The organism is Streptomyces venezuelae (genome assembly GCF_008642335.1).
Lineage (GTDB): Bacteria > Actinomycetota > Actinomycetes > Streptomycetales > Streptomycetaceae > Streptomyces > Streptomyces venezuelae_F.
On record NZ_CP029191.1, the window covers coordinates 982562 to 1005258 of the forward strand.

Consider the following 22697-nt stretch of genomic DNA (forward strand, 5'->3'; position numbering starts at 1 on the left):
CGTGATCCGGGACGAGGAGCTGGCCGCGCTGTTGCGCGCGGCGCCGTGGATGTCCGAGGACGGGCGCAAGGCCGACCGTTACGAGCGCGTCGACCACGCCGTGCTCGGCTCCGCGGTGGTGCTGCTGGTCGTGGCGGCGGTCGGCGGGCCCGCGGCGGGCCGGCGGTTCTTCGTGCCGGTGGAGATCGGGGGCGGGCGGTACGAGGGAGGCGGGCCGCGGGAGGCCCACGCCGTCGAGGAGTTCCATACGGAGGCGGTACGCAGGACGCTTGCGGGCGGGACGCTGCGCACGGAGCGCGGCGGCGCCGTGGAGTTCCGCGGCGCGGGCGGCGCCCCGGCCGGCTCCCTGCCCGAAGTGCGGCCACTCCCCTTCGAGCAGGGCTGGTCGTCCAACGCCCTGTCCCTCGTGGAGATCGGGGGCGTGCCGCACATCCACAAGACGTACCGCGGCCTCGACGACGACGTCCGCGAGCCCGACCTGCTGCGGCTCATGAACGGCACCGGGCGCACCCCGGAGTGGGCGGGCGACTACGCGTACACCGACCCCGCCTCCGGGACGCGCCACCCGCTGGGCGTCGTCTATCGCTACGCGCCGGGCGAGGGCATCGACGTACCGCTGCGGCAGAACCTGCGCTCCCTGTGGCCCGCCCTTTCGCGCCTCCTCGCCCACGGTGCGCCGGAGGCGGTGGCGCGGCACCATCTGCGGCCCCTGGAAGGGCAGTTGCGGGACGCGGGACGTTTCCTGCGCGGCTTCCACGCCGACCTCGCCGACCGTCTCGGCGACGGGTCGCCGCAGCCCGCCTATCCGGCCGGCGAACGCCTCGCGCAGGCCGAGCGGCGCCTCGCGGACCTGCACGACCGCACCACCGCCGATCCGGCACTGCCCGCCCGGACCGTGCGGGACGCCTTCACGTCGCTGGCCGCGGAAGTGGCGCAGCTGCACGCCGAGCTGGACCGGTCCGGGCCCTCCTGGTCCGGCGGCGGCCCCTGCCACGGCGACCTGCACCTCTCCCACCTGCTGTGGAACCCGCCCGCCCTGATCGACCTCTCCACCCCGAGCACCGCCCCCACCGCGCCGGGCTGGGCCGCGCAGTCGCCACTTGAGGACATCGTGGCGCTGCAGCGCGGTCTGGAGTACTTCGCCGCGGACGAGGCGGCGTTCGAGGCCGCGAACCGGCTGGGCGTCGAGTCCCTGGAGACCATGCTCGGTTCACTCGACGCCGCTCCACACCTCTCACCCGCCCAACAGGCCGAGATACGCCGGGTGTTCGAGGTCGCGGACCGCTGGCGGGACCGCGTACGCGAGCTGCTCCTCGGGCCCGGACCCGCGTCCGACGAACCGCTCCGGCGGCTGCTCTACCTGCGTCGGCTCCTCCACGAACTGGCCTACAACCACGCGCACACGCGCCCCTACCACGCCGCGATCGACCTCCGCCACGCCCTGCGGCTCGGCGGAGGCGGCAGCGGCGCCCACCGCGACTCCGAGGACGTGAGGCCGTGCTGACCCCCGAGCCCCCCGAGAACGTCGTACCGACGGTCGAGCCCCGCATGCACATCATCGAGACCTACTTCGAGTGCTGCGGCTTCGACCACACCTTCTTGCAGGGCGGCACCTCGGTGTACCTGTGGAACCTCTCCCGGGCGTTCGCCGCGCGCGGCCACCGGGTCTCCATCGTCACGCCCGCCCACGGCCGCCTCGACGACCTGCGGGCGCGCTACGACGTGGAGGACCTGCCGTACGAGGACACGTACACCCTCCCGCTCGCCCTGGACCCCGAGGTCTGGCGGGGCTTCCCGGCCGAGACCGGGATCGAGCTGCGCACGACGGCGCACCGGATCCGGCTGGACGGCGTCGACCTGTACTTCCTCTCCAACGACTGGCTCGACCGGCTGCCGACGACGTTCTATCCGCCGTACTCCGCGAAGGGCCGCGACCTGGTCTTCTTCAAGCCACTCGTCTTCCAGGCCGACAGCGTGCGGTTCCTGCGCGGCTGGTTCGGCGAGGAGCGGGCCGTCGTGCACGCGCACGAGCCGTACTACCACCACCTGCTGCCCGCAGCGCTGCGCGACGACCCCACGAAACTGGTCGTCAGCACCGTGCAGAGCAACATGCCGATCGCGAAGAAGGTGTACGGACCCGAGGTCCGGCGGCTGTTCGAACTCCTCGACGTGAAGGCGGAGTTCGAGGTGGCCACGGAGGGCTCGTACCCGGCTGCCGTGCTCCAGTACCAGCAGCTCACCCACCTCCACTACGCCTATCCGCCGGACCACGTCGCGCTCTACGAGCTCACCGCCGAGCACGCCGACCTGATCGACTTCCTCTCGCCCGGCCAGCTCGACTTCTACGCCTCGTTCCGCGACACCCCCTTCGCCGAGCTCTTCGAGCGGCTGCCGATGGCGGATGTCGTGCGGCGCAACGCGCACAAGATGTTCGTGGGCGGCTGCGCGATCTCCGACGAGTGGCTCGCCATGGACCCCGCCGAGGTCGACCGGGCGGACGTGCTCGGCGGTCTCGGGCTCGACCCCGGCCTGCCCACCTTCTTCCACAACGCGCGCTACGCCGTCCACCACAAGGGCCAGGTGGAGCTGGTGCGGGCGGTCGACCGGGTCCTGTCGGCCGGGCTCGCCGCCAACTTCGTGCTGCGCTGCATCGCCGGAGAGGGCATCGACGACCCGTACTTCCACGAGGTCGCGCGGCGGCACGCCGGGCGGCTGCACCTGGAGTGGGAGCGGGTCGACGAACGGCGGGTGTTCGCCTACGCGGCGAGCTCCGACTTCTGCGTCTTCCCCTCCAAGTTCGAGATGGACACCTTCCTCATCGCGCAGGGCGAGGCGATGGCGTGCGGCGCCGTGCCCATCGCCACCGCCCAGGAGGGCATGGCGCACTTCCGGCACGCCGACGGCCCGTCGACGGGTACCGGTTTCGCCGTGAACCGGTCGTTCGCCGAGGACGACGAGCTGCTCGTCTCGGCACTGGCCGACCGGTTCCGGGAGGCGGTCACGCTGTGGTCGGAGGATCCGGACCGCTACCGCGAGCTGTCGGAGCGGGCGTCCGCCGTCGCGCGGGAGTTCACCTGGGAGCGCTGCGCGGACCTGCATCTGGCCGCGTTCGGACGCCTCTGGCGAGGCGACCCCACGGGGCCTTCCACCCAACTGGCGCTGCGACACGGGTGGTTCGAGCAGCTGCGGGACGCGGACAGCGCCGCGATCGCGGAAGCGGCGGTCGCGCACGGCGCCGTGGACGTCTACGAACGCCATGCTCCCCTGGACGCCGACGCCGCGCGCCGCATCTTCGCGGCCGCCTGGCAGCGGGCCGACTTCGCCGCCTGCGAGCGGGTCCTCGCACGGGGGCCGGGCGGGGCGGTGGAGCGGCAGGACGTGGACCGGCTGCGCGGCCGCTGCCGCGTGGGCGACGACGGCCGGATCGTCTACCGGCTGCCGCACGCGGAACGCGTCGAGCTGGTCGTCCCTTCCGAGACCGGCGCGGACGGCCGCGCGCTCCCCCGCGTGGAACTGCTCGAACGCACCGCGCCCGGCGAGTTCGGCGGTCCGGCGCCCGACCGCGCCGCCGACGCCCGGCTGCTCCTCACCCTCTCCTCCGGCCGCGTCACCTGGGACGAGGTGTGCCATGGCTGAACGGGACGCGATCGCGCGCACGGTCAGGACCGTGCTGCTCGCGGGCGGCGAGGGGCGGCGCATGGGTCCGCTCGGGACGGGGCGGCTCAAGCCGCTGGTGCCGTACGGCGGGGCGTGCCGGCTCATCGACTTCAGCCTCGCCAACGCGCGGGCGTCGGGCCTCGGCGAGGTGCTGCTGCTCTCGCAGTACGAGGAGCGGCAGCTGATGGACGACCTGCACCGGGTGTGGAATCAGCGGCCCGGCTTCCGGGTGCACTTCGGCCCGTACGACACCGCGTACGCGGCGGCGGTCTCCCGTCCACCGGCGGAACTGCCCGCCCGTACCTGGCCGTTGGAGCGGGGCACGGCCGACGCGCTGATCCGCAAGAGCACGTACGTCTTCGAAGGGAGCGGCACCCGGCCCGGCCCCGAGCACGTCCTCGTACTGCACGCCGATCACGTCTACCGCTTCGACTACCGGCCGCTGATCGACGCCCACCGCGCCTCCGGAGCCGCGCTCACCCTGGCGTACCAGCGCATCGACCCGCGCTGGGTACACCTGTTCGGCATGGTCGAGTTCGACGCGCGGGGGACGCTCACCGCGTTCGTGGAGAAGCCGGACGTCCCCACGAGCGACCTGGTCTTCGCGGCGTTCTGCGTCTTCGACGCCGCCGTCCTGCGCCGGTATCTGGAGCGGCTCGACGGCACCGACTGGCAGCACGACATCAGCCGGGACGTCATCCCGGCGATGCTCGCGGCCGGTGAGCACATCCGGGGCCACGAGGTGGCGGGCCACTGGGAGGACATCGGCACCGTCGAGCGCTACCACCGCGCGCACCTCGCGCTCGCCGCGTCGCCCGCGGCCGGGCTGCCCGTCGGACGCATGCCGTGGACGGTGGCGCCGGACGTGCGGCGCTCCTGGGTGGCCGACCACTTCGGGGTGCGCGCGTCGGTGGTGCCGTCCGACCTGGTCAACGACGGCCGTGTGGAGGACAGCGTGCTCTTCCCCGGCGTGCGGATCGGCGCGGGCGCCCGGGTGCGGCGCAGTGTGGTGCTGCCCGGCGCCAGGATCCCCGCGGGCGCCGACATCGACGCGGCGGTCGTCCTGGAGGACGGCCGCATCCAGCAGACAGAAGGAGTACGCGCATGAGTGAGCCGCAGTACGACGTCCTGGTGGTCGGCGGCGCCGGCGTCGACACGATCGTGCGTGTCGAGGCGCTGCGACTGCCGCCCGGCGACTCGGTGTTCGTGCCGCCCGTGTACGACTACGTGGCGCACACCGGCAACGGCGTCGCCCTCGGCTGGCACGCACTCGGCCTGACCACCAAGTTCATCGACTTCCTCGGGGACGACGCGCAGGGCCGCTCCGTCCTCGACGCGTACGCCGAGCGCGGCCTGGACTTCAGCCACGTCGTCTCGCCGCACGGCACCCCGCGCGGCGTCAACCTCGTCGACCCCGAGGGCCGCCGCTTCTCCTTCTACGACGGCAGGCACCCCGCGGACCTGCGGCTGCCGCGCGACTTCTACCTGCCATACCTGGAGCGCGCCCGGCACGTCCACCTCTCCATCACCGGCGTCAACCGCGACATGTACGACGACATCCGCGGGCTCGGCGTGACCTGTTCGACGGACCTGCACGACTGGGACGGGCACAACCCGCACCACCGTGCGTACGCGCTCGCCTCCGATCACGTCTTCCTCAGCGCCGCCGCGATCCACGACCGGCTCGACGAGGTGCTGCACTCCGTGCTGGACGAGGGCAGGGCACGCCTCGTCGTCGCGACCGACGGCGCGGACGGCTGCCACGTCCTGGTGCGCGGCGACACGAAGGTGCGGCACTTCCCCGCGGTCCGGCCGGAGCGTCCCGTGATCGACAGCAACGGAGCCGGGGACGCCTTCGTCACCGCGTTCCTGCACTCCCTCTTCGAGGGACGCCCGGTGGAGGAGTGTGTCCTCGCCGGGTCCGTCTCGGGGGCCTTCGCCTGCGGCAGCGCGGGCACCCACACCGAGTTCATCGACCTGCCGGGGCTGCGCGGCGCGTGCGCGCGCGCGAGCGCCGCGGCCGCCGGCTGAGGGGACTGCGCGCACGTGCACATCATCAACTTCTCGTACGAGTGCGGCGGCTTCGACCACCGTCTGATGCGGGGCGGCCTGTCGCCGCTGGTCTGGAACCTGTCGCGCGAGTACGCCGCGCGCGGTCACCGCGTCTCCGTCGTCACCCCGGCCCACGGCCACCTCGACCGGCTCCGGGAGACGTTCCCGATCGAGGAACTCGACCACTGCGCCGACCACGTGGTGCCGCTCGTCCTCGACCCGGAGGTGTGGCCGGACCACCCCCCGGAGGTCGCCGTCGAGCTGAGCACGCGCGCGTACCGGCTCCGCCTGGACGGTGTGGACGTCTACTTCCTGTCCAACGCCTGCCTCGACCTGCTGCCCGACCGCCTCTATCCGCCGCCGGGACTGGAGGGCCGGGACCTGGCGCACTTCAAGCCGCTGGTGTTCCAGGTGGAGGGGCTGCGCTTCATCAGGTCCGGCCTGCCGCCGCTCGCCCCGCCCTCCGACGCATGCGACCCCGAACCCGCGATCGTCCACGGCTTCGAGCCGTACTACCACTACCTGCTGCCGCCGGTCCTTGCCGCCGACCCGCGCTTCCGCACCGTGAGCACGGTCGCGGCCAACGCGCCCGTCGGTCAGCAGGTCCACCGGCCGCAGGTGGAGCGCCTCCTCGCGCTCCTCGGCGCCGGTGAGGGCATCGACCTGGACGCGCTCGACGGCCCGCCGCCGGCAGAGGACTCCACTGCGGCGACGATCGCGCGGGCCCTCGCCGGGACGCGCATGCACCAGGAGCGCAGACCCGATCACGTCGGCGTGTTCCCCCTGGTCGCCGCCCACGCGGACCTCGTCGACTTCGTCTCGCCCGGCCAGCGCGCCTACTACAGCACCTTCGAGGGCACCCCCTTCGAAGCGCTCTTCGCCACGCTCCCGGTGGCCAGGGAGCTCCGCGCCCATCCGCACAAGCTCCTGATGGGCGGCTGCGGGGTGGCCGACAGCTGGCTCGCCCGTGACCCGGGCGCGGTGGACCGCGCCGCCGTCCTGAGCGGGCTCGGCCTCGACCCGGCGCGCCCCGTCTTCTTCCACGCGGCGCGCTACGCCGTCCACCACAAGGGCCAGCTGGAGCTGATGCGGGCGGTGGAGGAGGTTCTCGCCACCGACCCGGACATCAGCTTCGTCATCCGCTGCGCGACGGGGGGAGGCGGCGAGCCCGGTGCTGCCGGGCCGGCCGCCGCGAACGCCTGGTTCCAGAGCGTCGCCGACCGTCACCCGGGCCAGATCCACCTGGACTGGCGCCTCGCCGACGAGGACACGCTCTTCGAACAGGCCGCCTGCGCCGACTTCTGCGTCAACCCCTCCAAGTACGAACTGGACGGCTTCCTCATCGCGCAGGCGGAGGCGATGGCGTGCGGGGCGGTACCGATCGCCACGGACCAGCGGGTCACGGCCCACTTCGGGCACGCGCGCCCGCTCGCCGACCCGGAGGCGACAGGGTTCTCCGTGCGCGGCTCGTTCCGCGACGACGACCCCGTGCTGGCACGCGAACTGGCCGACCGAATACGGCAGGCCGCGGCGGTCTTCCGGGACGACCCGGAGACGTATGACCGCCTGTCGGCCAACTCACGCCGCGTCGCCCGGCAGTTCACCTGGCAGCGGAGCGCGGAGCTGCGCCTCGCCGCGTTCGACACGCTGCTGCGCGGCGAACGGCCGCCCTTCCCCGCCGGGGACGCCATCGCGTGGGGCTGGTTCGACGCGCTGGACGACGCGGACTTCGCACGACACGGGGAACGGATCGCGGAGGCGGCCGCCGAACGGGGGGACGCGGCGACGTACGCGCGGTGCGCCCCGTCGGACGGGCCCGCCCTGGAACGGCTCTTCGAGGCGGCGTACGCACGCGCGGACTTCGCCCGCTGCGCGGAGCTCGCGGAGACGGCGGGGCGCGACGACTGGACGACGCGACTCGCGACGCGGTGCCGGACGACGCCGATCGTTGGGGGAGACGGTCGCGGGTGGCGGGTCGAGTACGTCCACGCCGGGGCGGAGCGCGTGGAGGTGGTCGTCGAGTCGGCGGGGGCGACGGGGGCGGCTCGGCCGGGGGCGACGCTGGAGTCCGCCGCCGAAGCGGTCGCTTCGGACGAGGCCGTGCCCGTCGGGAGCGGGGCCGGATTCCAGGCTCTGCGGGCGGCGGGCGACGGCACGTTCCACGGAGCCGTCGACGGGCTGCCCGCGGGGCGGGAACTCGTCGTCATGGTGACCCTGCGATCCGGCCGGGTCACCTGGGACACCGTCCCGGCCCCCGAGGTCCCTCCCCCGCCCTACCGGATCGTCGCCACCGACCTCGACGGCACGCTGCTGCGCGGCGACCTGACCGTGTCCGACCGCACCCGGCGCGCCCTCGCCCTGGCCACCCGGGCGGGCGCGCACCACCTCGTCGTCACCGGCCGGCCCGCCGCCGCCTGCCGGGAGTTCCTCACCGCGCTCGGCTACCGGGGCATCGCGGTGTGCGGGCAGGGCGCCCAGCTGTACGACGCGGGCGCGGACCGGCTCCTCGACTCCGCCCGGCTCGACCTCGACCTGGCCAGATCGGTGGTCGCCCGCGTCGAGGAGGCGCTCGGCACGCTGGAGCTCGGGGTCGTCACGGCGCCGCCCGAGAGCCGGTTCAAGGTGACGCCGCGCTTCGGGGAGCGGGTCCGGCACGGCTGGGACGTGACGGCCGACCGCGCCGAGCTGTGGTCCGACCCCATCGACAAGCTGGTCCTGCACCACCCGGAGGTACCGGAGGACGAACTGGCGGGCGTCACCGAGAAGTTGTGCGGCGACGACGTGAGCGTCGTGCACTCCGTGAAGGGGATGGTGGAGGTGCTGCCGCTCGGCACGACCAAGGGCGCGGGGGTCGCACGGGCGGCCCGGCTCCTCGGGTTCACGGGCGCGGACACGATCGCGTTCGGCGACATGCCCAACGACATCCCGCTCCTCGCCTGGGCGTCCCACGGAGTGGCCGTCGCCAACGCCCACCCGGAACTCCGCGCCATGGCCGACGAAATCGCCCCGAGCAACGAGGAAGACGGCGTCGCAACGGTCCTGGAACGCGTCTTCACCCCACCACAGAACCCCACACCACCGCCCCCCGAAGGCCCCGACACCAGGGCCACGCCCATGACCAACACACTCCCCACCCACCCGAAACCCGACACCACGGCCGCCGCCGAAATCGCGCCGAACGATGCGCAGGACGGCGTCGCACCCGCCGTGGGCCACCTCTTCACCCCACCACAGAACCCGACCCCGCCACCCAAGGCCCCGACACCACGGCCACGCCCATGACCAACACACTCACCACCCACCCGAAACCCGACACCACGGCCGCCGAAATCGCGCCGAACGACGAGCAGGTCGGCGACCCGACGCCGGGACCGGGGACCCCCACATGACCGACGCACTCACCGCCCTCGCCCGCGCCCACGGCGTCACCACCGCCTACACCACCGACCTCGGTCACCGCGTCGGCGTCGCCCCGGACACTCTGGTCGCCGTCCTCGCCGCGTGCGGCGTGGACGCGTCGACGGAGGCGGCGGCGCGTGCCGCCCTGGAGGTCCACCGGCGTGAGCAGGCAGAGCGACCGCTGCCCCCGTGCGTGGTGCTGCGCGTGCCCGTGGACGGTCTCCGGGCCGACACCTCGCCCCTGTCCGGCCGGCCCGTCGACCTCCCCCAACACGCCATCCCTCACGTGCGGTTGGAGTCCGGCGGCACCACCTCCCTATCCCCCACACTTCCGCCCGGCCACCACACCCTCCACGTCCGCACCCCCGACGGACGGCACGCGCACGCACCCCTGCTCGCCGTGCCCGACCGCCTGCCCGCCCCCGCGGGCCGCACCTGGGGCTTTCTCGTCCAGCTCTACTCCGTCCTCTCGCGCCGCTCCTGGGGCATGGGCGACCTCGGCGACCTGGCTGAGCTCGCCTCCTGGTCGGCGCAGGCACTGGGCGCGGGGTTCGTGCAGCTGGGGCCGTTGCACGCCGTGGAGCCGGGGCCGCTGCCCGACCCGTCCCCGTACCGGCCGAGTTCACGGCGCTTCGCCGACCCCATGCACGTACGCGTGGAGGCCGTGCCCGAGTACGCGTACCTCGACCCGGCGGCGCGGCCCGCCGTGGACGACCTCGTCGTCCGGGCGCGGCAACTCAACGACGCGGTGCTCAAGGGGAGTTCACTCATCGACCGCGAAGCCGTGCGCGCGCTCAAGCAGCGCGCGCTGCGAGCCGTGCGCGACGTGCCGCTGTCGCCGGGGCGGGCCGCCGCCTTCACCGCGTACGTCGAGCGCGAGGGGCAGGGCCTCACCGACTACGCCACCTGGTGCGCGCTCGCCGAGGTGCACGGCGGGGCGTGGCGGTCCTGGCCCGCCGAGCTGCGCGACCCCCGCTCCCCCGCCGTGGCGCGCGCCCGCAAGGAGCTCGCCGAGGCCGTCGACCACCACCGGTGGCTCGCCTGGATCACCGACGAGCAGCTGGCGGCGGCGCAGGCCGCGGCGGTCGGCGCGGGGATGCGGGTCGGGCTCGTCCACGACCTGGCGGTCGGCGTCGCGCCGGAGGGCGCCGACGCCTGGGCCCTGCAGCGCTGTCTCGCCGCCGGCATGAGCGTGGGCGCGCCGCCGGACGACTTCAACCGGCGGGGCCAGGACTGGGGTCAGCCCCCGTGGCGGCCGGACGCGCTCGCCGCCGAGGGCTACCGGCCCTTCGCCGAGCTGCTCAGGTCCGGGCTGCGGCACGCGGGCGCCCTGCGCGTCGACCATGTCATGGGGCTTTCGCGCCTGTGGTGGGTGCCGGAGGGGCGGCCGCCCACGGAGGGGACGTACGTCCGGTACGACCGGGACGCGATGCTCGGCGTCCTCGCCCTTGAGGCGTACCGCGCGGGCGCCGCGGTGATCGGCGAGGATCTGGGCACCGTGGAGGACGGCATGCGCGAGGACCTCGCGGAGCGCGGCATGCTCGGCACGTCCGTGCAGCGCTTCGAGTATGTGGGCGGCTCCGCGGGCCGGCAGGGTCCGTTGCCGCCCGACCAGTGGCGGGCGAACTGTCTGGCCACGCTCACGACCCACGACCTGCCGACGACGGCGGCCTGGCTCTCCGGCGAACACGTGGACCTGCGGGCCCGGCTCGGGCTCCTGACGCGGCCGGAGGCCGAGGAGAAGGCGGCGGCCGCGGCCGAGCGCGACGGCTGGCTCGCCGAGCTGACCCGGCTCGGGCTGCTGCCCGACCCGGACGGCGAGGTCGCCGCCCTGCACCGGTTCCTGCGGCTCACACCGGCCCGGATGCTCGGCGTCTGGCTGCCGGACGCGACGGGCGACCGCCGCCCGCAGAACCTGCCGGGCACGGCCGCGGTGCACCCCAACTGGCGGCTGCCGGTGGCGGACGCACGGGGCCGCCCGGTCCCGCTGGAGGAGCTGCCCGAGTCCACGCTGCTCCGGATCCTGGCGGACGTCTTCGCCCACGACACCGCGGACGCCTTCGCACACGACACCACTGAGAACGACACCAAGGAGAGTCATGGCAGCCCAGGTTCTCGCTGAGGCCGGCACCGCGGGGGTCCATGAGGACGCCGGCGGCTTCGACCTGCTCGCACCGGACGGCACCGGCTACCGCGTCGACGTCACGGGCGGCGTCTTCCACCCGGACAACCCGCTCCTCGCGGAGTACGTGGCGGGCCGCCGCGTGGTCGCCTACATCGGCCCCACCGTGGACCGCATCCACGGAAAGCAGCTCCGCGACTACCTCACCGCCCGCCTGGAGCCCGGCGGTTGGAGCGTGCACACGATCGCGACCGGCGAGCACAACAAGTCGCTGACCTCGGTGGAGGAGGTCTGCGCCACCGCCAAGGCGGCGGGGCTCGACCGGCACGGGGTGATGCTCGCGGTGGGTGGCGGCATCGTCGCGGACATCGTCGGGTTCGCCGCGTCCATGTACGCGCGCGGCATCCGCTACATCAAGGTCAACACCAGCCTGGTGGGACAGGTCGACGTCGGCGTCGGCATCAAGACCGGCGTCAACGCCCTGCACACGAAGAACATGTTCGGCGCCTACCACCCCGCCCACGCCTCCCTCAACGACCCGGCCCTCCTGGACACGCTGCCGGCCCGCGAGATCCGCTGCGGTCTCGCCGAGATCGTGAAGATGGCGGTGATCCTCGACGGCGACCTGTTCAGGACGCTGGAGCGGCACCCGGACGCGTTCCGCCGCGGACCGTCCGGCGCGGGTGGCGACGATGTGGAGACGTACATCATCCGCACCGCGATGCGGCTCATGATGGAGGAACTCTGCCCGAATCTGCGGGAGCACGAGCTGGCCAGGCTCGTCGACTTCGGCCACACGTTCAGCCCGGTCATCGAGACGGCGGGCGGCCACCGCCTTGCCCACGGCGAGGCGGTCGCCGTCGACATGGCGCTGTCCGCGCATCTGGCCCGGCTGCTCGGCCTCGCCGACGAGGACACCTGCGAGCGGATCGTGAGCCTGTTGGAACGGATCGGGTTGCCGGTGTACGACCCGGCCACCTGCACGCCCGAGCTGATGACGCAGGCGCTGCGCGCGTCGTGGCAGCGCCGTGGCCGCAAGCTGCACCTGGTCGTGCCGACCGCGCTCGGCAAGGCCGCCTTCGTCGACGAGCTGGAGCACCTGCCGACGGCGACGCTGCGGGCGGCTCTGGACGCGCTGGCGGACCGGGCGGTGCGGCGCGATGGCTGAGTACGACGTACGGGATCTGCTGACCGCCAAGAAGCACGACCACGGCGGCCTCGGCACGATCCTCGCGCACCGGATCTTCGCCCGCGAAGAAGGCGGTGCCGGCGCGGACTTCATCGACCTGGCCGTCCTGCCGCCTGGTACGTCCATCGGCAGGCACCGGCACGGGGCGGACCGCGAGACGTACGTGGTGCTCGCGGGGAGCGGGCTGATGTTCCGCGACGGGGAGGAGTTCCGGGTGGGGGCGGGCGACGTCGTCGTCAATCGCCCTTACGGCGAGCACGGACTGCTCAACGACGCCGAGGACGCCACGGATCTGCACCTGCTGGTCTTCGAGGTCCCGGAGGAGGCAGTGCGTGACGACGAGGGAAGCTGACCGGCGGACCGGGCCGTTCACCGTGCTCGACGTGGGCGGGACCACGCTGCGGGTGGGGAGTTACGCCCCGGCCACCGGCGTCCTCTCCCGGGTGCGCCGCGTTCCGGTCGAGGGCAAGGCGCTCCACCCGGACGCGTCCGTGCCGGAGGTGCAGGAGCGGGTGGTGGAGCAGATCGTGCGCGAGGTCGAACGGCACGGTGCCGGGGCGGGCGAGGCGCCGCGCGCGGTCGGGATCGCCTTCGCGGGACCGGTCACGGCGGACGGCCTCGTCGTCGCGGCGCCCACGGTGTGGGGGCTGCGCGGCGAACCGCTGCCTCTCGGCGACCGGTTGGGCGAGCGGCTCGGGGTGCCGGTCGTCGTCGTGAACGACCTCACGGCGGCGGCCTGGCGGTACGCCGCCACGGAACCGGAGCCGTTCTGTCTCCTCACCGTCAGCTCGGGCATCGGCAACAAGGTCTTCCGCGACGGCGACGTGCTCGTCGACCCCGCGGGGCACGGCGGCGAGCTGGGCCACTGGGTCTGCGACCCCTCGCCCGACGCGCCGCTCTGCGACTGCGGCGGCCGCGGTCACCTGGGCGCTGTCGCCTCGGGGCGCGGCGTGCTCGCGGCGGCCCGGCGCGCGGCGGCCGCCGACCCCGCCGGGTTCTCGTCGTCCCGGCTCGCCGCGCTCTGCGGGGGCGGTCACCCGGACGCGATCGGCAATCCGGCGCTGGCCAAGGCGATCGCGGAGGGCGACGCGTTCGCGACGGGGGTGCTCCGGGGCACGCTCGTACCGCTCGCCCAGGCGGTCTCGGCGGTCTTCACGTCGATCGGCGTGTGCCGCTTCATCCTGATGGGCGGTTTCGCCCTGGCGGTCGGGGAGCGGTACCGGACGCTGCTGGTCGAGGAGTTGGTCCGGCAGGGCTGCTTCGGTCTCGCCGCGGACCGCGTGGACGCCCTGGTGTCCCTCGGCGCCCCCGACGACGACCACGGCCTGCTCGGCGCGGGCCGCCTCCTGACCGCGCGGTGCCACCCGTCCCCGCCTCTCACAGACAGGCCCCCCGCATGACCACGCCCCACACCTCTCCCACCACTCGCACCCTCATCGTCGGCAGCGGCTTCGTCGGCACCGGTATCGCCCGGCGTCTCGCACATGCCGGGGACGACGTCCTCCTCGTCTCGCGCGGGCGCCCCGCCACGCCGCCCGAGGAGCACAGCGCACGGTGGTCCGCGCTCGACGCCACCGACGCCGAGGCCTGCGGCCGCCTCGTTGCGCGGTCGCGGCCGGAGCGGATCGTGCTGGTGCACGGCCCCTCCGACGTCACCTGGTGCGAGGAGCACCCGGAGGAGGCGGCCGCGGCCCATGCCGCCGTCACCGCCAACTTCGCCGCGTACGCCGATGCCTCGCGCATCGTCATGATCTCCACGGACAACGTCTTCGACGGCCGCGCGTGGCGCAACACGGAGCGCACCCCCGTCTCCCCCGCCAACGCCTACGGCCGCGCCAAGCGGCACGCCGAGCGCCTGCTCCTCGACAGCGCCCCGCAGGCGGTCTGTCTGCGGGTCAGCCTCGTCTACGGCCATGAGCCCGCCGACGCGGGCAAGTGGCTCAACTTCTTCGCCGCCTGCGCCCACCGGCTGGCCGAGGGCGCGCCCGTCGAGGCGCCCGACGACCACTGGACCACGCCGGTCCACGTGGACGACGTGGCCGGCGTCGTGGCCGCGCTTCTCGCCGCCCCGGGCCCTCTTCCGCCGGTCCTGCACCTGGGCGGCCCGGACCGGGTCACCCGCGCCGAGTGGGCCGGGGTGATCGCCGAGGCGCTGGGCGTCCCGGGCGGCCTGGTCGTTCCGGTCCCGAAGGCCCGCAGCCGCTACGCGTCGCGGCCCGAGAACGCCTGCCTGGCCGGTGAGTTGCTGGCGCGGCTTCCGGCCACGCGCGCCACTCCCGTACGCGGGGTGCGTGCGGGCGCACGCGATCTGGCCCCCGCATTCCCGCTACGCGCCGAGTTCCTCCTCGAGCCGTAGCGTCTCGATGCGGTCCCAGCCGCGCGCCGCGATCCGGTCGTGCAGGTCCAGGTCAGGGGCGGAGCGCACCACGAGGCACTGCGGGGGCTGCAGGTGGACGGCGAAGGCGACGAGGGTCTCCAGGCCGCTGTTGGCCAGGTAGCGGACGCCGGTGAGGTCGATGAGGATCTCGTCGGTCTGCGCGCGGTCCCGGTCGTCGGTCTGGGTCTGGGTCTGGTCGGTCAGTGCGAGGGCCAGCGGCCCGCGGTGTGTGCTCACGACCTCGCCGGACAGCCGCACGCCGGGGCTGTGGGTGGTGGGCATGATGAGCAGGAGGTCGTCCGCGAAATAGTCGCGCATGGCAGGTCCCAATGGCTTGGTGCGCCGTGAAAAGGGACGAGCGGCGGTGGATGCGGGGTTTCGGATCCACCGCACGGTCCTTCACGCGGTGCCATGAGGCGGAAGCAGAGTTCCGCAGAGCAGCCGCTGGCGTAGGGGCCCACTCCGGGCCCGAGAGGTCGCCGGAAGGTCATCGCAGCGCTAACAACAACAACAGACCACGGGCTGTTACTCAGCGTACCCTCTCGACTCCGCCACGAATAGGCTTGTTCCAGGGCTATGCGCGGCAGCTCTTCGCGCCCACGTGCACGGCGACCGCGCTCTTCGCGGCCACGGTCGCGGCCAGTCGGCCGTCGCCGTCGACGGTCACGGGCGGGTCGCCCCTGATGGCTTGCTGAAAGCTCATGCCAGCTTGCAGTAACGTGTTGCAACAGGACCATATGAGCCCCCAGTTGAAGGGTCACCCCTCAGGACCGCCCGCCTCGCCGCGTCGGCCAGCACGCGTCGGTCGGTGCCCCACAGCGGAGGGCGCGCCGTAACCCGTACGCGCAGGCCGCGGGCGCCCGCCACCCGGCGCAGCGAGGCGGTGAAATCCTCCTCGCCGAGGAAGGCGGCGGCCGTGCTCGGCCCGCCGCCCTGCCGGTACTCGACCCTCACCGGCCGCACGGGAGCGCCCGCGTCGACCGCCGCCTGGAAAGCGGCCCGCCGGAACCGGCCGCCCGAAGCCGAGCACCAGGTCGTCGCCTGGGGAAACACGAGCACCGACGCGCCGCCGCGCAGGGAGTCGGCCAACCCGTCGACGAGGTAGGGCAGTTCGCGTGGGCTGCCGTCGCGGTCGATGAACCGCGTGCCCGCGCGCCGGGCCAGCGCGCCGACCACCGGCCACCGGCCGACCTCGCGCTTGGCGAGGACGCTCACCGGCTCGACGGCGAGCAGGGCGACGACGTCGAGCCACGAGATGTGATTGGCGACGACCAGTGTGCCCACTCCCCCGCCCTCCGTCCGCACACTGAACGGCGCGCCCTCGATGCCCTCGCCGTACTCCACGCCCTCGACGCCCACCCCGAGCGCGCCGAGCACCGCGCGCGCCTCGGCCCGCAGGATCGAGGGGTCGGCCAGCCGGTCGCCACGGGCCACGGCCCTGGTCAGGGCGTACGTCAACGTCGCGTACCTGCGGGCGAGTTCACCGAGCGGCACGCGCGGATCCGGGTCGGCGGCGCAGGAGGCGGGACAGCCGCGGTCGACCGTCCACGCGTTCATCGCGCGTCCACCCCGAGGAAGTAGCGGCGGTGGCGCGCGCTCAGCCGCTCCGTGTCGAGGAGGACGAAGAAGTCCGCGACGTCGAACTCCGGGTCGTGGGCGGGGGCTCCGCACACCCACGCGCCGAGGCGGAGGTAGCCGCGCAGCAGGGGCGGCAGGTCGGCGTAGGCGGGGCGTTCCGGCGCCGGGCCCGCGGGGGTCCAGGGGCGTCGGGGGTGCACGCGCAGCTCGGGCGGCGCCGCGTGCCTGGCCGTGCCGAGCAGCCAGGCGGCGGTCGCGGCGCGTCCGCCGTCCGCCAGCGGCACGGAGGCGCAGCCCGCCAGGTACCGGTGGCCGGAGAGCAGGACGTAGCGGGCGAGCGCGGACCACATCAGGGTGATCACGGCGCCGGAACGGTGGTCTGGGTGGACACAGGAACGGCCGGCCTCGACGGTGGAGGCCCGCAGGGCGTTGAGGGCGACGAGCTCGAACTCGCCGTCGGAGTAGGAGTGCTCGGCCCGGCCTGGCGGGATTATTCGGTACGTCCCGACGACGTCGCCGGACGAGGTGTCGGTGACGATCAGGTGGTCGGCGAGGTCGTCGAAGGCGTCGATGTCGTGGCCGGGCAGGGGCGTGTCGAGGACGGCGCCGAGCTCTTCGGCGAAGACACGGTGGCGCAGCCGCTGGGCGGCCCTGATCTGTTCGGTGGTGTCCGCGATGGAGGTGACGTACGAGCTGGCGGCGGTCGCGACGAGCGGCGTCGAGGGCATGATGGTTCCGTTTCTCGGTTCGAGGGGGACGACGGAGACGGGGAACGGAGACGGGAGACGGGGAACGAAGACGGGGAGTCGGCGGTCGGCGCCGCCGCGGCTTCGCACCGGCGCCCACGCAGCACGGTGACGGCGCCGCCTGAACTGCGCGCTGCAAGCGTGCGTCGGCCCGTCGTCGGGCTCGCGTCCGAATCGGACCGCCCGCGAAAGCCCGATGTCGTCGTGCGTCCGCTCAGGCCGCCGTGGCGGGTCCCGTCCCGCCCGCCCCCATGACCTGCGTGCTGTCCAGGTCCAGGCGGCGCGTGCGGTAGCTGTCCGCGTCGAGGGTGACGACCTCCGCGTGGTGGGCGAGGCGGTCCACCGTCGCGGACGCCGTCGCGCTGTCGCCGAACACCTCGTCCCAGCGGCCCAGCGGGCGGTTGCCGGTGACGATGAGCGAGCCCCGTTCGTAGCGGTGCGAGACGAGCTGGAAGAGGAGGTGGGCGACGTCGGCCTCGAAGGGCACGTAGCCGACCTCGTCCACGACGAGCACCGGGTACGCGTCGAGGCGGGCCAGTTCCTTGCGGAGCCGTCCCGCGGCCTTCGCCTCGGCGAGCCGGGTGCCCCACTCGGCGGCGGTCGCGAACAGCACCCGGTGTCCTGCCTGGCAGGCGCGCACGCCGAGGGCGACCGCGAGGTGCGTCTTGCCGGTGCCCGGCCCGCCGAGCAGCACCACGTTCGCCTTGCGGGTGACGAAGTCGACCTTCCCGAGGCGGGTGATCACCTGCGGCTCGGGCGCCCGCAGATGCCCCTCGTCGAACATCTCCAGGACCTTCCTCGCCGGGAACCCGGCGGCCTCGATGCGCTCCTCGGCGCCGCTGGCGAGCTCGGCCGCCGCCCCACCGACGCCGCCTCCGCCGTCGGCCCCGCCGTCCCGCTGCGCGGGGATGACGACGGCCGGCCCCGCGTCCTTGACAGCGTCCTTCGCGGCCCGCGCCTTCGCCTCGTGCGCCGCCATGGGCCCGGACATGTAGGCGAGGATCGCCGCGGAGGCGATGAACGCCATGTGGATGACCGTCCCCCACAGCAGGTCGTGGCGGGGCGTGTGGTGCACGTCGACGAACATCTGGAGCAGGTGCACCGACGAGATCCCCACGATCGCGGTGGCCAGCTTGACCTTCAGGACGTTGGAGTTGACGTGCGAGAGCCACTCGGGCTGGTCCCGGTGGCCCTGCAGTCCGATCCGTGAGACGAACGTCTCGTACCCCCCGACGATCACCATGATCAGCAGATTGGCGATCATCACCACGTCGACGAGTTTGAGGACGGCGAGCATGACGTGCGTCTCGTCCGCGTGCCCGCTGATGACGTGATGGATGAGGTGCCACAACTCGTTGAAGAACTTGTAGACGTACACGCCCTGGGCGGCCACCAGGCCGAAGTACAGGGGGGCTTGGAGCCACCGGGTCGCGAAGAGGGCACAGCCCAGCGTGGTCATCTTCTGCGGGGACGAGGTGGAGCGGGACACGAGACCTCCAACGGCCGTGAGGCTCGTCATTCTTGTGGCCCGCCGCCGACAATCTGAATTCGAGCCACCCGTTGGGATTAATAGAAATCCAGTCGGACAGGAAACGTCGCATGCCTCCTTCCCCTCCCCTGCCCCTCGCCGGTGTCACCGTCGTCAGTCTGGAACAGGCCGTCGCCGCGCCCTTCGCCACCCGGCAGCTCGCCGATCTGGGCGCCAGGGTCATCAAGGTCGAGCGGCCCGGGGGCGGCGACTTCGCGCGGCGGTACGACACGACCGTGCGGGGGCCAGGCCAGCTACTTCGTCTGGCTCAACCGGTCCAAGGAGTCGATCACCCTCGACCTCAAGACGGAGCGGGGCCTCGCGATCCTGGAGGCGCTGGTCGCGGGCGCCGACGTGTTCGTGCAGAACCTCGCCCCGGGCGCCGCCGCACGGCTCGGGTTCGGGGCCGAGGAGCTGCGGGAGCGCCACCCCTCCCTGATCACGTGCACCGTCAGCGGCTACGGCACGGACGGGCCGTGGGCGGACCGCAAGGCGTACGACCTGCTCCTGCAGTGCCAGACCGGGCTGCTCCAGCTCACCGGCACACCGGACGAGGCGGCGCGCGCGGGGATCTCCGTGGCGGACATCGCCGGGGGGATGTACGCGTACAGCGGCATCCTGTCGGCGCTGTACACGCGGGCGACGACGGGGCGGGCCCCGGCCGTCGAGGTGTCCCTCTTCGACGCGCTCGCCGAGTGGATGGGCCAGCCCGCCTATTACACGCGGTACGGCGGCACCCAGCCGCCCCGCGTCGGCGCGCGGCACGCGACGGTCGCGCCGTACGGCCCGTTCACGGCGTCCGACGGCAAGGACGTCCTCCTGTCGGTGCAGAACGAGCGCGAATGGGTCGCTCTGTGCCGTGAGTTCCTGGGCCGCCCCGAGCTGGCCGACGATCCGCGCTTCGCCACCGGGTCCGACCGTGTGGCCCACCGCGACGCGCTCGACGCGATCATCTCCGGGCGGTTCGCGGAGCTCGGCAGCGACGCGGCGATGGAGCTCCTCGACCGTACGGGCATCGCCAACGCCGGGGTCAACTCGGTCCACGAGTTCCTGACCCACCCGGTGCTCACCGAGCGCGGACGCTGGCAGGACATCCGCGTGCCGGGCACAGCCGAGCCCGTACAGGCCCTGCTGCCCCCGGCCATCCTCTCCGGCGTGACCCCGCGCATGGACCCGGTGCCGGAGGCGGGTGAACACACCGACGCGATCCTCGCGGAGCTGGGTCTGAGCGCTCAGTAGGAGCCCGCGTGGGCCGGCGGCACCGAGACCGACATCGTCATCTCGACGGGGTCGGCGCCCTTGTTGTGGTAGCCGTGCGCCACGTTGGCCTCGAAGGTGGCGCCCGTCCCCGCGGGGACGGCGTGCTCGATGCCGTCGACGACGAGCGTCAGTTCGCCGCGCGTGACGTGCAGCAGCTCGATGGTGCCGGGCGGGTGCGCGTCGGAGTCGCTGCCCTCGCCCGGCATCAGACGCCATGACCACAGCTCGAAGGGCCCGCGTGCCTCGGCCCCCACGACGAGCGTCGTGCTGCTGCCTGCCTCCGTGGACCACATGCGGACCGCCTGCTCCGGCGGCACGAGCCGGACGTGGGAGCCCTGTTCGTAGTCGAGGAGGGTGGTGATGCTGACGCCCAGGGCGTCCGCGAGCTTCACCGTGATGCCCACGCTGGGGTTGGTCCTGGCCTGCTCGATCTGGATGATCATGCCGCGGCTCACGCCCGCGCGGGCGGCGAGCGCGTCGAGCGTGAAGCCCCGCTCGTTGCGCCAGCGCTTGAGGTTGCGGGCGAGCGACTGGGTCAGCTGGTCGAGGTCCGACACATTCCGTCCAATATGTGGATGACAGGGTTCACGCTACTGACTACGGCGTGGTGCATCCGACGATCCCGGATGGTTCAACACACTGTACTGCGGGGCGCTCCCGTGCACGGTCCTGCCGACGACCTGACGCGGCCACCCCGTCTCAGGTATCGCCCAACTCGCCCAGGGCGATGAGCTGTTCCGGCGTGATCCCGTCCGGGATCGGCACCGGCGCCGGCGTCCGCAGCGGCGGCTGCCACCCCTGGTCGGCATCCCAGGTGCGGACGACCCTCGCGGGCGCCCCGGCCACCACGGCGTGGTCGGGCACCTCGCCCCGGACCACGGCCCCCGCGGCGACCACCACGTTCCGCCCGATCCGCGCCCCCGGCAGGATCACCGCGCCCGTGCCCACCCAGCACCCCGGCCCGATCTCCACCGGGTCCATCCGCGGCCACTGCTTGCCGATGGGTGTGTGCGGGTCGTCGTAGGAGTGGTTGGTGGAGGTCACGTACACGTAGGGACCGAAGTAGCAGTCGTCGCCGATGGAGACCGTCGTGTCCGCGATGACGTGACTGCCCCGGCCGAGCACGACGCCGTTGCCGATGCGCAGGATCGGGTCGGGGCCGAGGTCGAGGTCGGGCATCATGCCCGCGGTGAGCGTGACGTGCTGGCCCACGATGCAGTGGTCGCCGATCCGGATCCACGGCTCCCCGAAGACCGTGCCCTGCGGGAACGCGAGCTTCGTGCCCTCGCCGAGCGCGCCGAACCGCAGCCGCCCCGGATGCGCGGCGGTCACCGCTCCCGTGCGCTGCACCCAGTCCCAGCCCGCGTGGACGGCGCGCTGCGCCAGCCTGCGGGGCCCGGCGGCGAGGGATGAGAACGTGTTCCTGTTCTTCGGCACGGGCTCACGTTACTCAGTGGTCCCGCCCCCCGCAGGCCCCTGGCCTGTGATCTTCACCCCACGCGACGGCGCCGGCCACCGGGTCCCGTACGGTGCCGTCAGGCGTGACGACGTACGGAAGAGGGAGACATCCGATGGGCCACGAGGCACTCATCACCGGCATCGGCGGCAAGCACCCCAAGATCGATCAGGACGCCTTCACCGCGCCGACGTCCGTCGTGCTCGGTGAGGTGACCCTGCAGGCCGGGGCGAGCGCCTGGTACGGCGCGGTGCTGCGCGCCGACTGCGGGCCCATCGTCGTGGGCGCCGACAGCAACATCCAGGACAACTGCAGCCTCCACGTCGACCCCGGCTTCCCCCTCACGATCGGCGAGCGCGTCTCGGTCGGCCACAACGCGGTCCTGCACGGCTGCACCGTCGAGGACGACGCGCTGATCGGCATGGGCGCCACCGTCCTGAACGGCGCGGTGATCGGCACCGGTTCGCTGGTGGCCGCGCAGGCCCTGGTGCCGCAGGGCATGCAGGTGCCCCCGGGCTCGCTCGTCGCGGGCGTGCCCGCCAAGGTGCGCAGGCAGCTCACGGACGAGGAGCGCGAGGGCATCTCCCTGAACGGCACGCTGTACGTCGAGCTCGCCAGGACGCACCGCGACGCGCACGCCGCGGAATGAGTCAGTCGGCGGCGGGCACGGGCTGCGGCTCGACCACCGCGCCCCTGGCGGCCTCGGCCGCCTCGGCCTCCGCCGCCGCCTTCTTCGCCCGGCGCTTGACGAACAGCATCGAGCCGACGCCGATGAGCACGGCGATGCCGAGTCCCACGTACGAGAACCGCTTGAGCCAGTCCTCGGCGACCACGCCGATGTAGTAGATGACGGCGGTGGTGCCGCCCGCCCAGACGATGCCGCCGAGGACGTTGGCGATCAGGAACTTCCAGTACGGCATGCGCAGGACACCCGCGAGCGGGCCCGCGAAGATGCGCAGGAGGGCGATGAAGCGGCCGAAGAAGACGGCCCACATGCCCCACTTCTGGAAGGAACGCTCGGCGGTCGCCACGTTCGCTGCGCCGAAGTGCTTGGGGAACTTGCGTTCCAGCCAGGCGAGGAGCGGCCGTCCGCCCTTGCGTCCGATCGCGTACCCGATGGAGTCGCCGATGATGGCGCCCGCGGTCGCGCACGCCCCGAGGATCACCGGGTTGATGTCACCGTGCTGGGAGGAGAGGAGCGCCGCCGAGACGAGGACGATCTCGCCGGGCAGCGGGATGCCCAGACTTTCGAGGCCGATGACGAGCCCCACCAGCGCGTAGATGCTGACGGCCGGTACCTGCTCCAGCCACTCCTGGACGTGCAACGCCGGTT

At 73.3% G+C, this 22697-nt stretch carries 18 protein-coding genes and 3 pseudogenes; 13 read left to right on the forward strand and 8 right to left on the reverse strand.

Annotated features, from left to right (window positions below; translation table 11 throughout):
- Position 1 precedes the first annotated feature (1 nt).
- The 11 genes and pseudogenes from DEJ49_RS04270 to DEJ49_RS04315 all read left to right on the forward strand — a co-directional run bounded on the left by DEJ49_RS04270 (position 2) and on the right by DEJ49_RS04315 (position 14775).
- Positions 2–1504, forward strand: coding sequence for a phosphotransferase (locus tag DEJ49_RS04270; protein ID WP_150182530.1), 1503 nt, complete (start codon positions 2–4; stop codon positions 1502–1504).
- Positions 1498–3636, forward strand: a complete 2139-nt coding sequence (locus tag DEJ49_RS04275; protein WP_223832722.1) for a glycosyltransferase — start codon at positions 1498–1500, stop codon at positions 3634–3636. The genes DEJ49_RS04270 and DEJ49_RS04275 overlap by 7 nt, the downstream gene beginning before the upstream one ends.
- A complete protein-coding gene (locus tag DEJ49_RS04280) occupies positions 3629–4765 on the forward strand; it encodes a sugar phosphate nucleotidyltransferase (RefSeq protein WP_150182532.1) in 1137 nt (378 codons plus the stop codon). Before DEJ49_RS04275 ends, DEJ49_RS04280 begins: the two co-directional genes overlap by 8 nt.
- Positions 4762–5688, forward strand: coding sequence for a carbohydrate kinase family protein (locus tag DEJ49_RS04285; protein ID WP_150182533.1), 927 nt, complete (start codon positions 4762–4764; stop codon positions 5686–5688). The genes DEJ49_RS04280 and DEJ49_RS04285 overlap by 4 nt, the downstream gene beginning before the upstream one ends.
- 15 nt (positions 5689–5703) lie before the next feature.
- Positions 5704–7095: pseudogene (locus tag DEJ49_RS36935) on the forward strand (glycosyltransferase); the annotation flags it as partial.
- Between the two features lie 819 nt (positions 7096–7914).
- Positions 7915–8766 (forward strand): annotated as a pseudogene (locus tag DEJ49_RS36940) (HAD family hydrolase); the annotation flags it as partial.
- A gap of 328 nt (positions 8767–9094) precedes the next feature.
- Positions 9095–11230: a 4-alpha-glucanotransferase gene (malQ, locus tag DEJ49_RS04295; RefSeq protein ID WP_150182536.1), complete on the forward strand. Its 2136-nt coding sequence runs from the start codon at positions 9095–9097 to the stop codon at positions 11228–11230.
- Positions 11208–12398, forward strand: coding sequence for a sedoheptulose 7-phosphate cyclase (locus DEJ49_RS04300; RefSeq protein WP_150182537.1), 1191 nt, complete (start codon positions 11208–11210; stop codon positions 12396–12398). The genes malQ and DEJ49_RS04300 overlap by 23 nt, the downstream gene beginning before the upstream one ends.
- Entirely contained in the window at positions 12391–12771 is a 381-nt protein-coding gene (locus DEJ49_RS04305; RefSeq protein ID WP_150182539.1) for a cupin domain-containing protein, read from the forward strand. Before DEJ49_RS04300 ends, DEJ49_RS04305 begins: the two co-directional genes overlap by 8 nt.
- Positions 12752–13819 (forward strand): ROK family protein, encoded by a 1068-nt coding sequence (locus DEJ49_RS04310; RefSeq protein WP_150182541.1) that lies wholly within the window; start codon positions 12752–12754, stop codon positions 13817–13819. The genes DEJ49_RS04305 and DEJ49_RS04310 overlap by 20 nt, the downstream gene beginning before the upstream one ends.
- The gene (locus tag DEJ49_RS04315; protein WP_150182543.1) at positions 13816–14775 is read left to right on the forward strand and encodes a sugar nucleotide-binding protein; all 960 of its coding nucleotides are present in this window, start codon (positions 13816–13818) and stop codon (positions 14773–14775) included. The genes DEJ49_RS04310 and DEJ49_RS04315 overlap by 4 nt, the downstream gene beginning before the upstream one ends.
- Here the strand turns inward: DEJ49_RS04315 and DEJ49_RS04320 are convergent.
- The 5 genes from DEJ49_RS04320 to istB all read right to left on the reverse strand — a co-directional run bounded on the left by DEJ49_RS04320 (position 14746) and on the right by istB (position 18579).
- Positions 14746–15114 carry a hypothetical protein gene (locus DEJ49_RS04320; RefSeq protein ID WP_150182545.1) on the reverse strand — a complete coding sequence of 123 codons (369 nt, stop codon included), beginning with the start codon at positions 15112–15114 and terminating at the stop codon, positions 14746–14748. The genes DEJ49_RS04315 and DEJ49_RS04320 overlap by 30 nt on opposite strands.
- A gap of 256 nt (positions 15115–15370) precedes the next feature.
- The gene (locus tag DEJ49_RS36710) at positions 15371–15499 is read right to left on the reverse strand and encodes a hypothetical protein (RefSeq protein ID WP_263398776.1); all 129 of its coding nucleotides are present in this window, start codon (positions 15497–15499) and stop codon (positions 15371–15373) included.
- Positions 15496–16353: a lysophospholipid acyltransferase family protein gene (locus tag DEJ49_RS04325; RefSeq protein WP_150182547.1), complete on the reverse strand. Its 858-nt coding sequence runs from the start codon at positions 16351–16353 to the stop codon at positions 15496–15498. The genes DEJ49_RS36710 and DEJ49_RS04325 overlap by 4 nt, the downstream gene beginning before the upstream one ends.
- Positions 16350–17102: a GNAT family N-acetyltransferase gene (locus tag DEJ49_RS04330; protein WP_150182549.1), complete on the reverse strand. Its 753-nt coding sequence runs from the start codon at positions 17100–17102 to the stop codon at positions 16350–16352. Before DEJ49_RS04330 ends, DEJ49_RS04325 begins: the two co-directional genes overlap by 4 nt.
- Before the next feature lie 232 nt (positions 17103–17334).
- Positions 17335–18579: an IS21-like element helper ATPase IstB gene (istB, locus tag DEJ49_RS04335; protein WP_223833156.1), complete on the reverse strand. Its 1245-nt coding sequence runs from the start codon at positions 18577–18579 to the stop codon at positions 17335–17337.
- A gap of 140 nt (positions 18580–18719) precedes the next feature.
- Here istB and DEJ49_RS04340 point away from each other — a divergent pair.
- A pseudogene (locus tag DEJ49_RS04340) lies at positions 18720–19887 on the forward strand (CaiB/BaiF CoA transferase family protein).
- Here the strand turns inward: DEJ49_RS04340 and DEJ49_RS04345 are convergent.
- On the reverse strand, positions 19881–20465 hold the full coding sequence (locus tag DEJ49_RS04345) for a helix-turn-helix domain-containing protein (RefSeq protein WP_150182553.1): 585 nt from the start codon (positions 20463–20465) through the stop codon (positions 19881–19883). The pseudogene DEJ49_RS04340 and the gene DEJ49_RS04345 overlap by 7 nt on opposite strands.
- A gap of 142 nt (positions 20466–20607) precedes the next feature.
- A complete protein-coding gene (locus tag DEJ49_RS04350) occupies positions 20608–21345 on the reverse strand; it encodes an acyltransferase (protein WP_150182555.1) in 738 nt (245 codons plus the stop codon).
- Between the two features lie 134 nt (positions 21346–21479).
- Between DEJ49_RS04350 and DEJ49_RS04355 the strand changes: the two genes are divergently transcribed.
- The gene (locus DEJ49_RS04355; protein WP_150182557.1) at positions 21480–22013 is read left to right on the forward strand and encodes a gamma carbonic anhydrase family protein; all 534 of its coding nucleotides are present in this window, start codon (positions 21480–21482) and stop codon (positions 22011–22013) included.
- 1 nt (position 22014) lies between these two features.
- Here DEJ49_RS04355 and DEJ49_RS04360 read toward each other — a convergent pair whose 3' ends face one another.
- Positions 22015–22689: a DedA family protein gene (locus tag DEJ49_RS04360; protein WP_150182558.1), complete on the reverse strand. Its 675-nt coding sequence runs from the start codon at positions 22687–22689 to the stop codon at positions 22015–22017.
- Positions 22690–22697: the final 8 nt, after the last annotated feature.

Coding starts and splice junctions, on each gene's coding strand:
- DEJ49_RS04280 (WP_150182532.1), top strand. CDS start 3,629: ATGGCTGAACGGGACGCGATCGCGCGCACGGTCAGGACCGTGCTGCTC.
- DEJ49_RS04285 (WP_150182533.1), top strand. CDS start 4,762: ATGAGTGAGCCGCAGTACGACGTCCTGGTGGTCGGCGGCGCCGGCGTC.
- malQ (WP_150182536.1), top strand. CDS start 9,095: ATGACCGACGCACTCACCGCCCTCGCCCGCGCCCACGGCGTCACCACC.
- DEJ49_RS04300 (WP_150182537.1), top strand. CDS start 11,208: ATGGCAGCCCAGGTTCTCGCTGAGGCCGGCACCGCGGGGGTCCATGAG.
- DEJ49_RS04305 (WP_150182539.1), top strand. CDS start 12,391: ATGGCTGAGTACGACGTACGGGATCTGCTGACCGCCAAGAAGCACGAC.
- DEJ49_RS04315 (WP_150182543.1), top strand. CDS start 13,816: ATGACCACGCCCCACACCTCTCCCACCACTCGCACCCTCATCGTCGGC.
- DEJ49_RS04320 (WP_150182545.1), bottom strand. CDS start 15,114: ATGCGCGACTATTTCGCGGACGACCTCCTGCTCATCATGCCCACCACC.
- DEJ49_RS36710 (WP_263398776.1), bottom strand. CDS start 15,499: ATGAGCTTTCAGCAAGCCATCAGGGGCGACCCGCCCGTGACCGTCGAC.
- DEJ49_RS04325 (WP_150182547.1), bottom strand. CDS start 16,353: ATGAACGCGTGGACGGTCGACCGCGGCTGTCCCGCCTCCTGCGCCGCC.
- DEJ49_RS04330 (WP_150182549.1), bottom strand. CDS start 17,102: ATGCCCTCGACGCCGCTCGTCGCGACCGCCGCCAGCTCGTACGTCACC.
- istB (WP_223833156.1), bottom strand. CDS start 18,579: ATGACCACGCTGGGCTGTGCCCTCTTCGCGACCCGGTGGCTCCAAGCC.
- DEJ49_RS04355 (WP_150182557.1), top strand. CDS start 21,480: ATGGGCCACGAGGCACTCATCACCGGCATCGGCGGCAAGCACCCCAAG.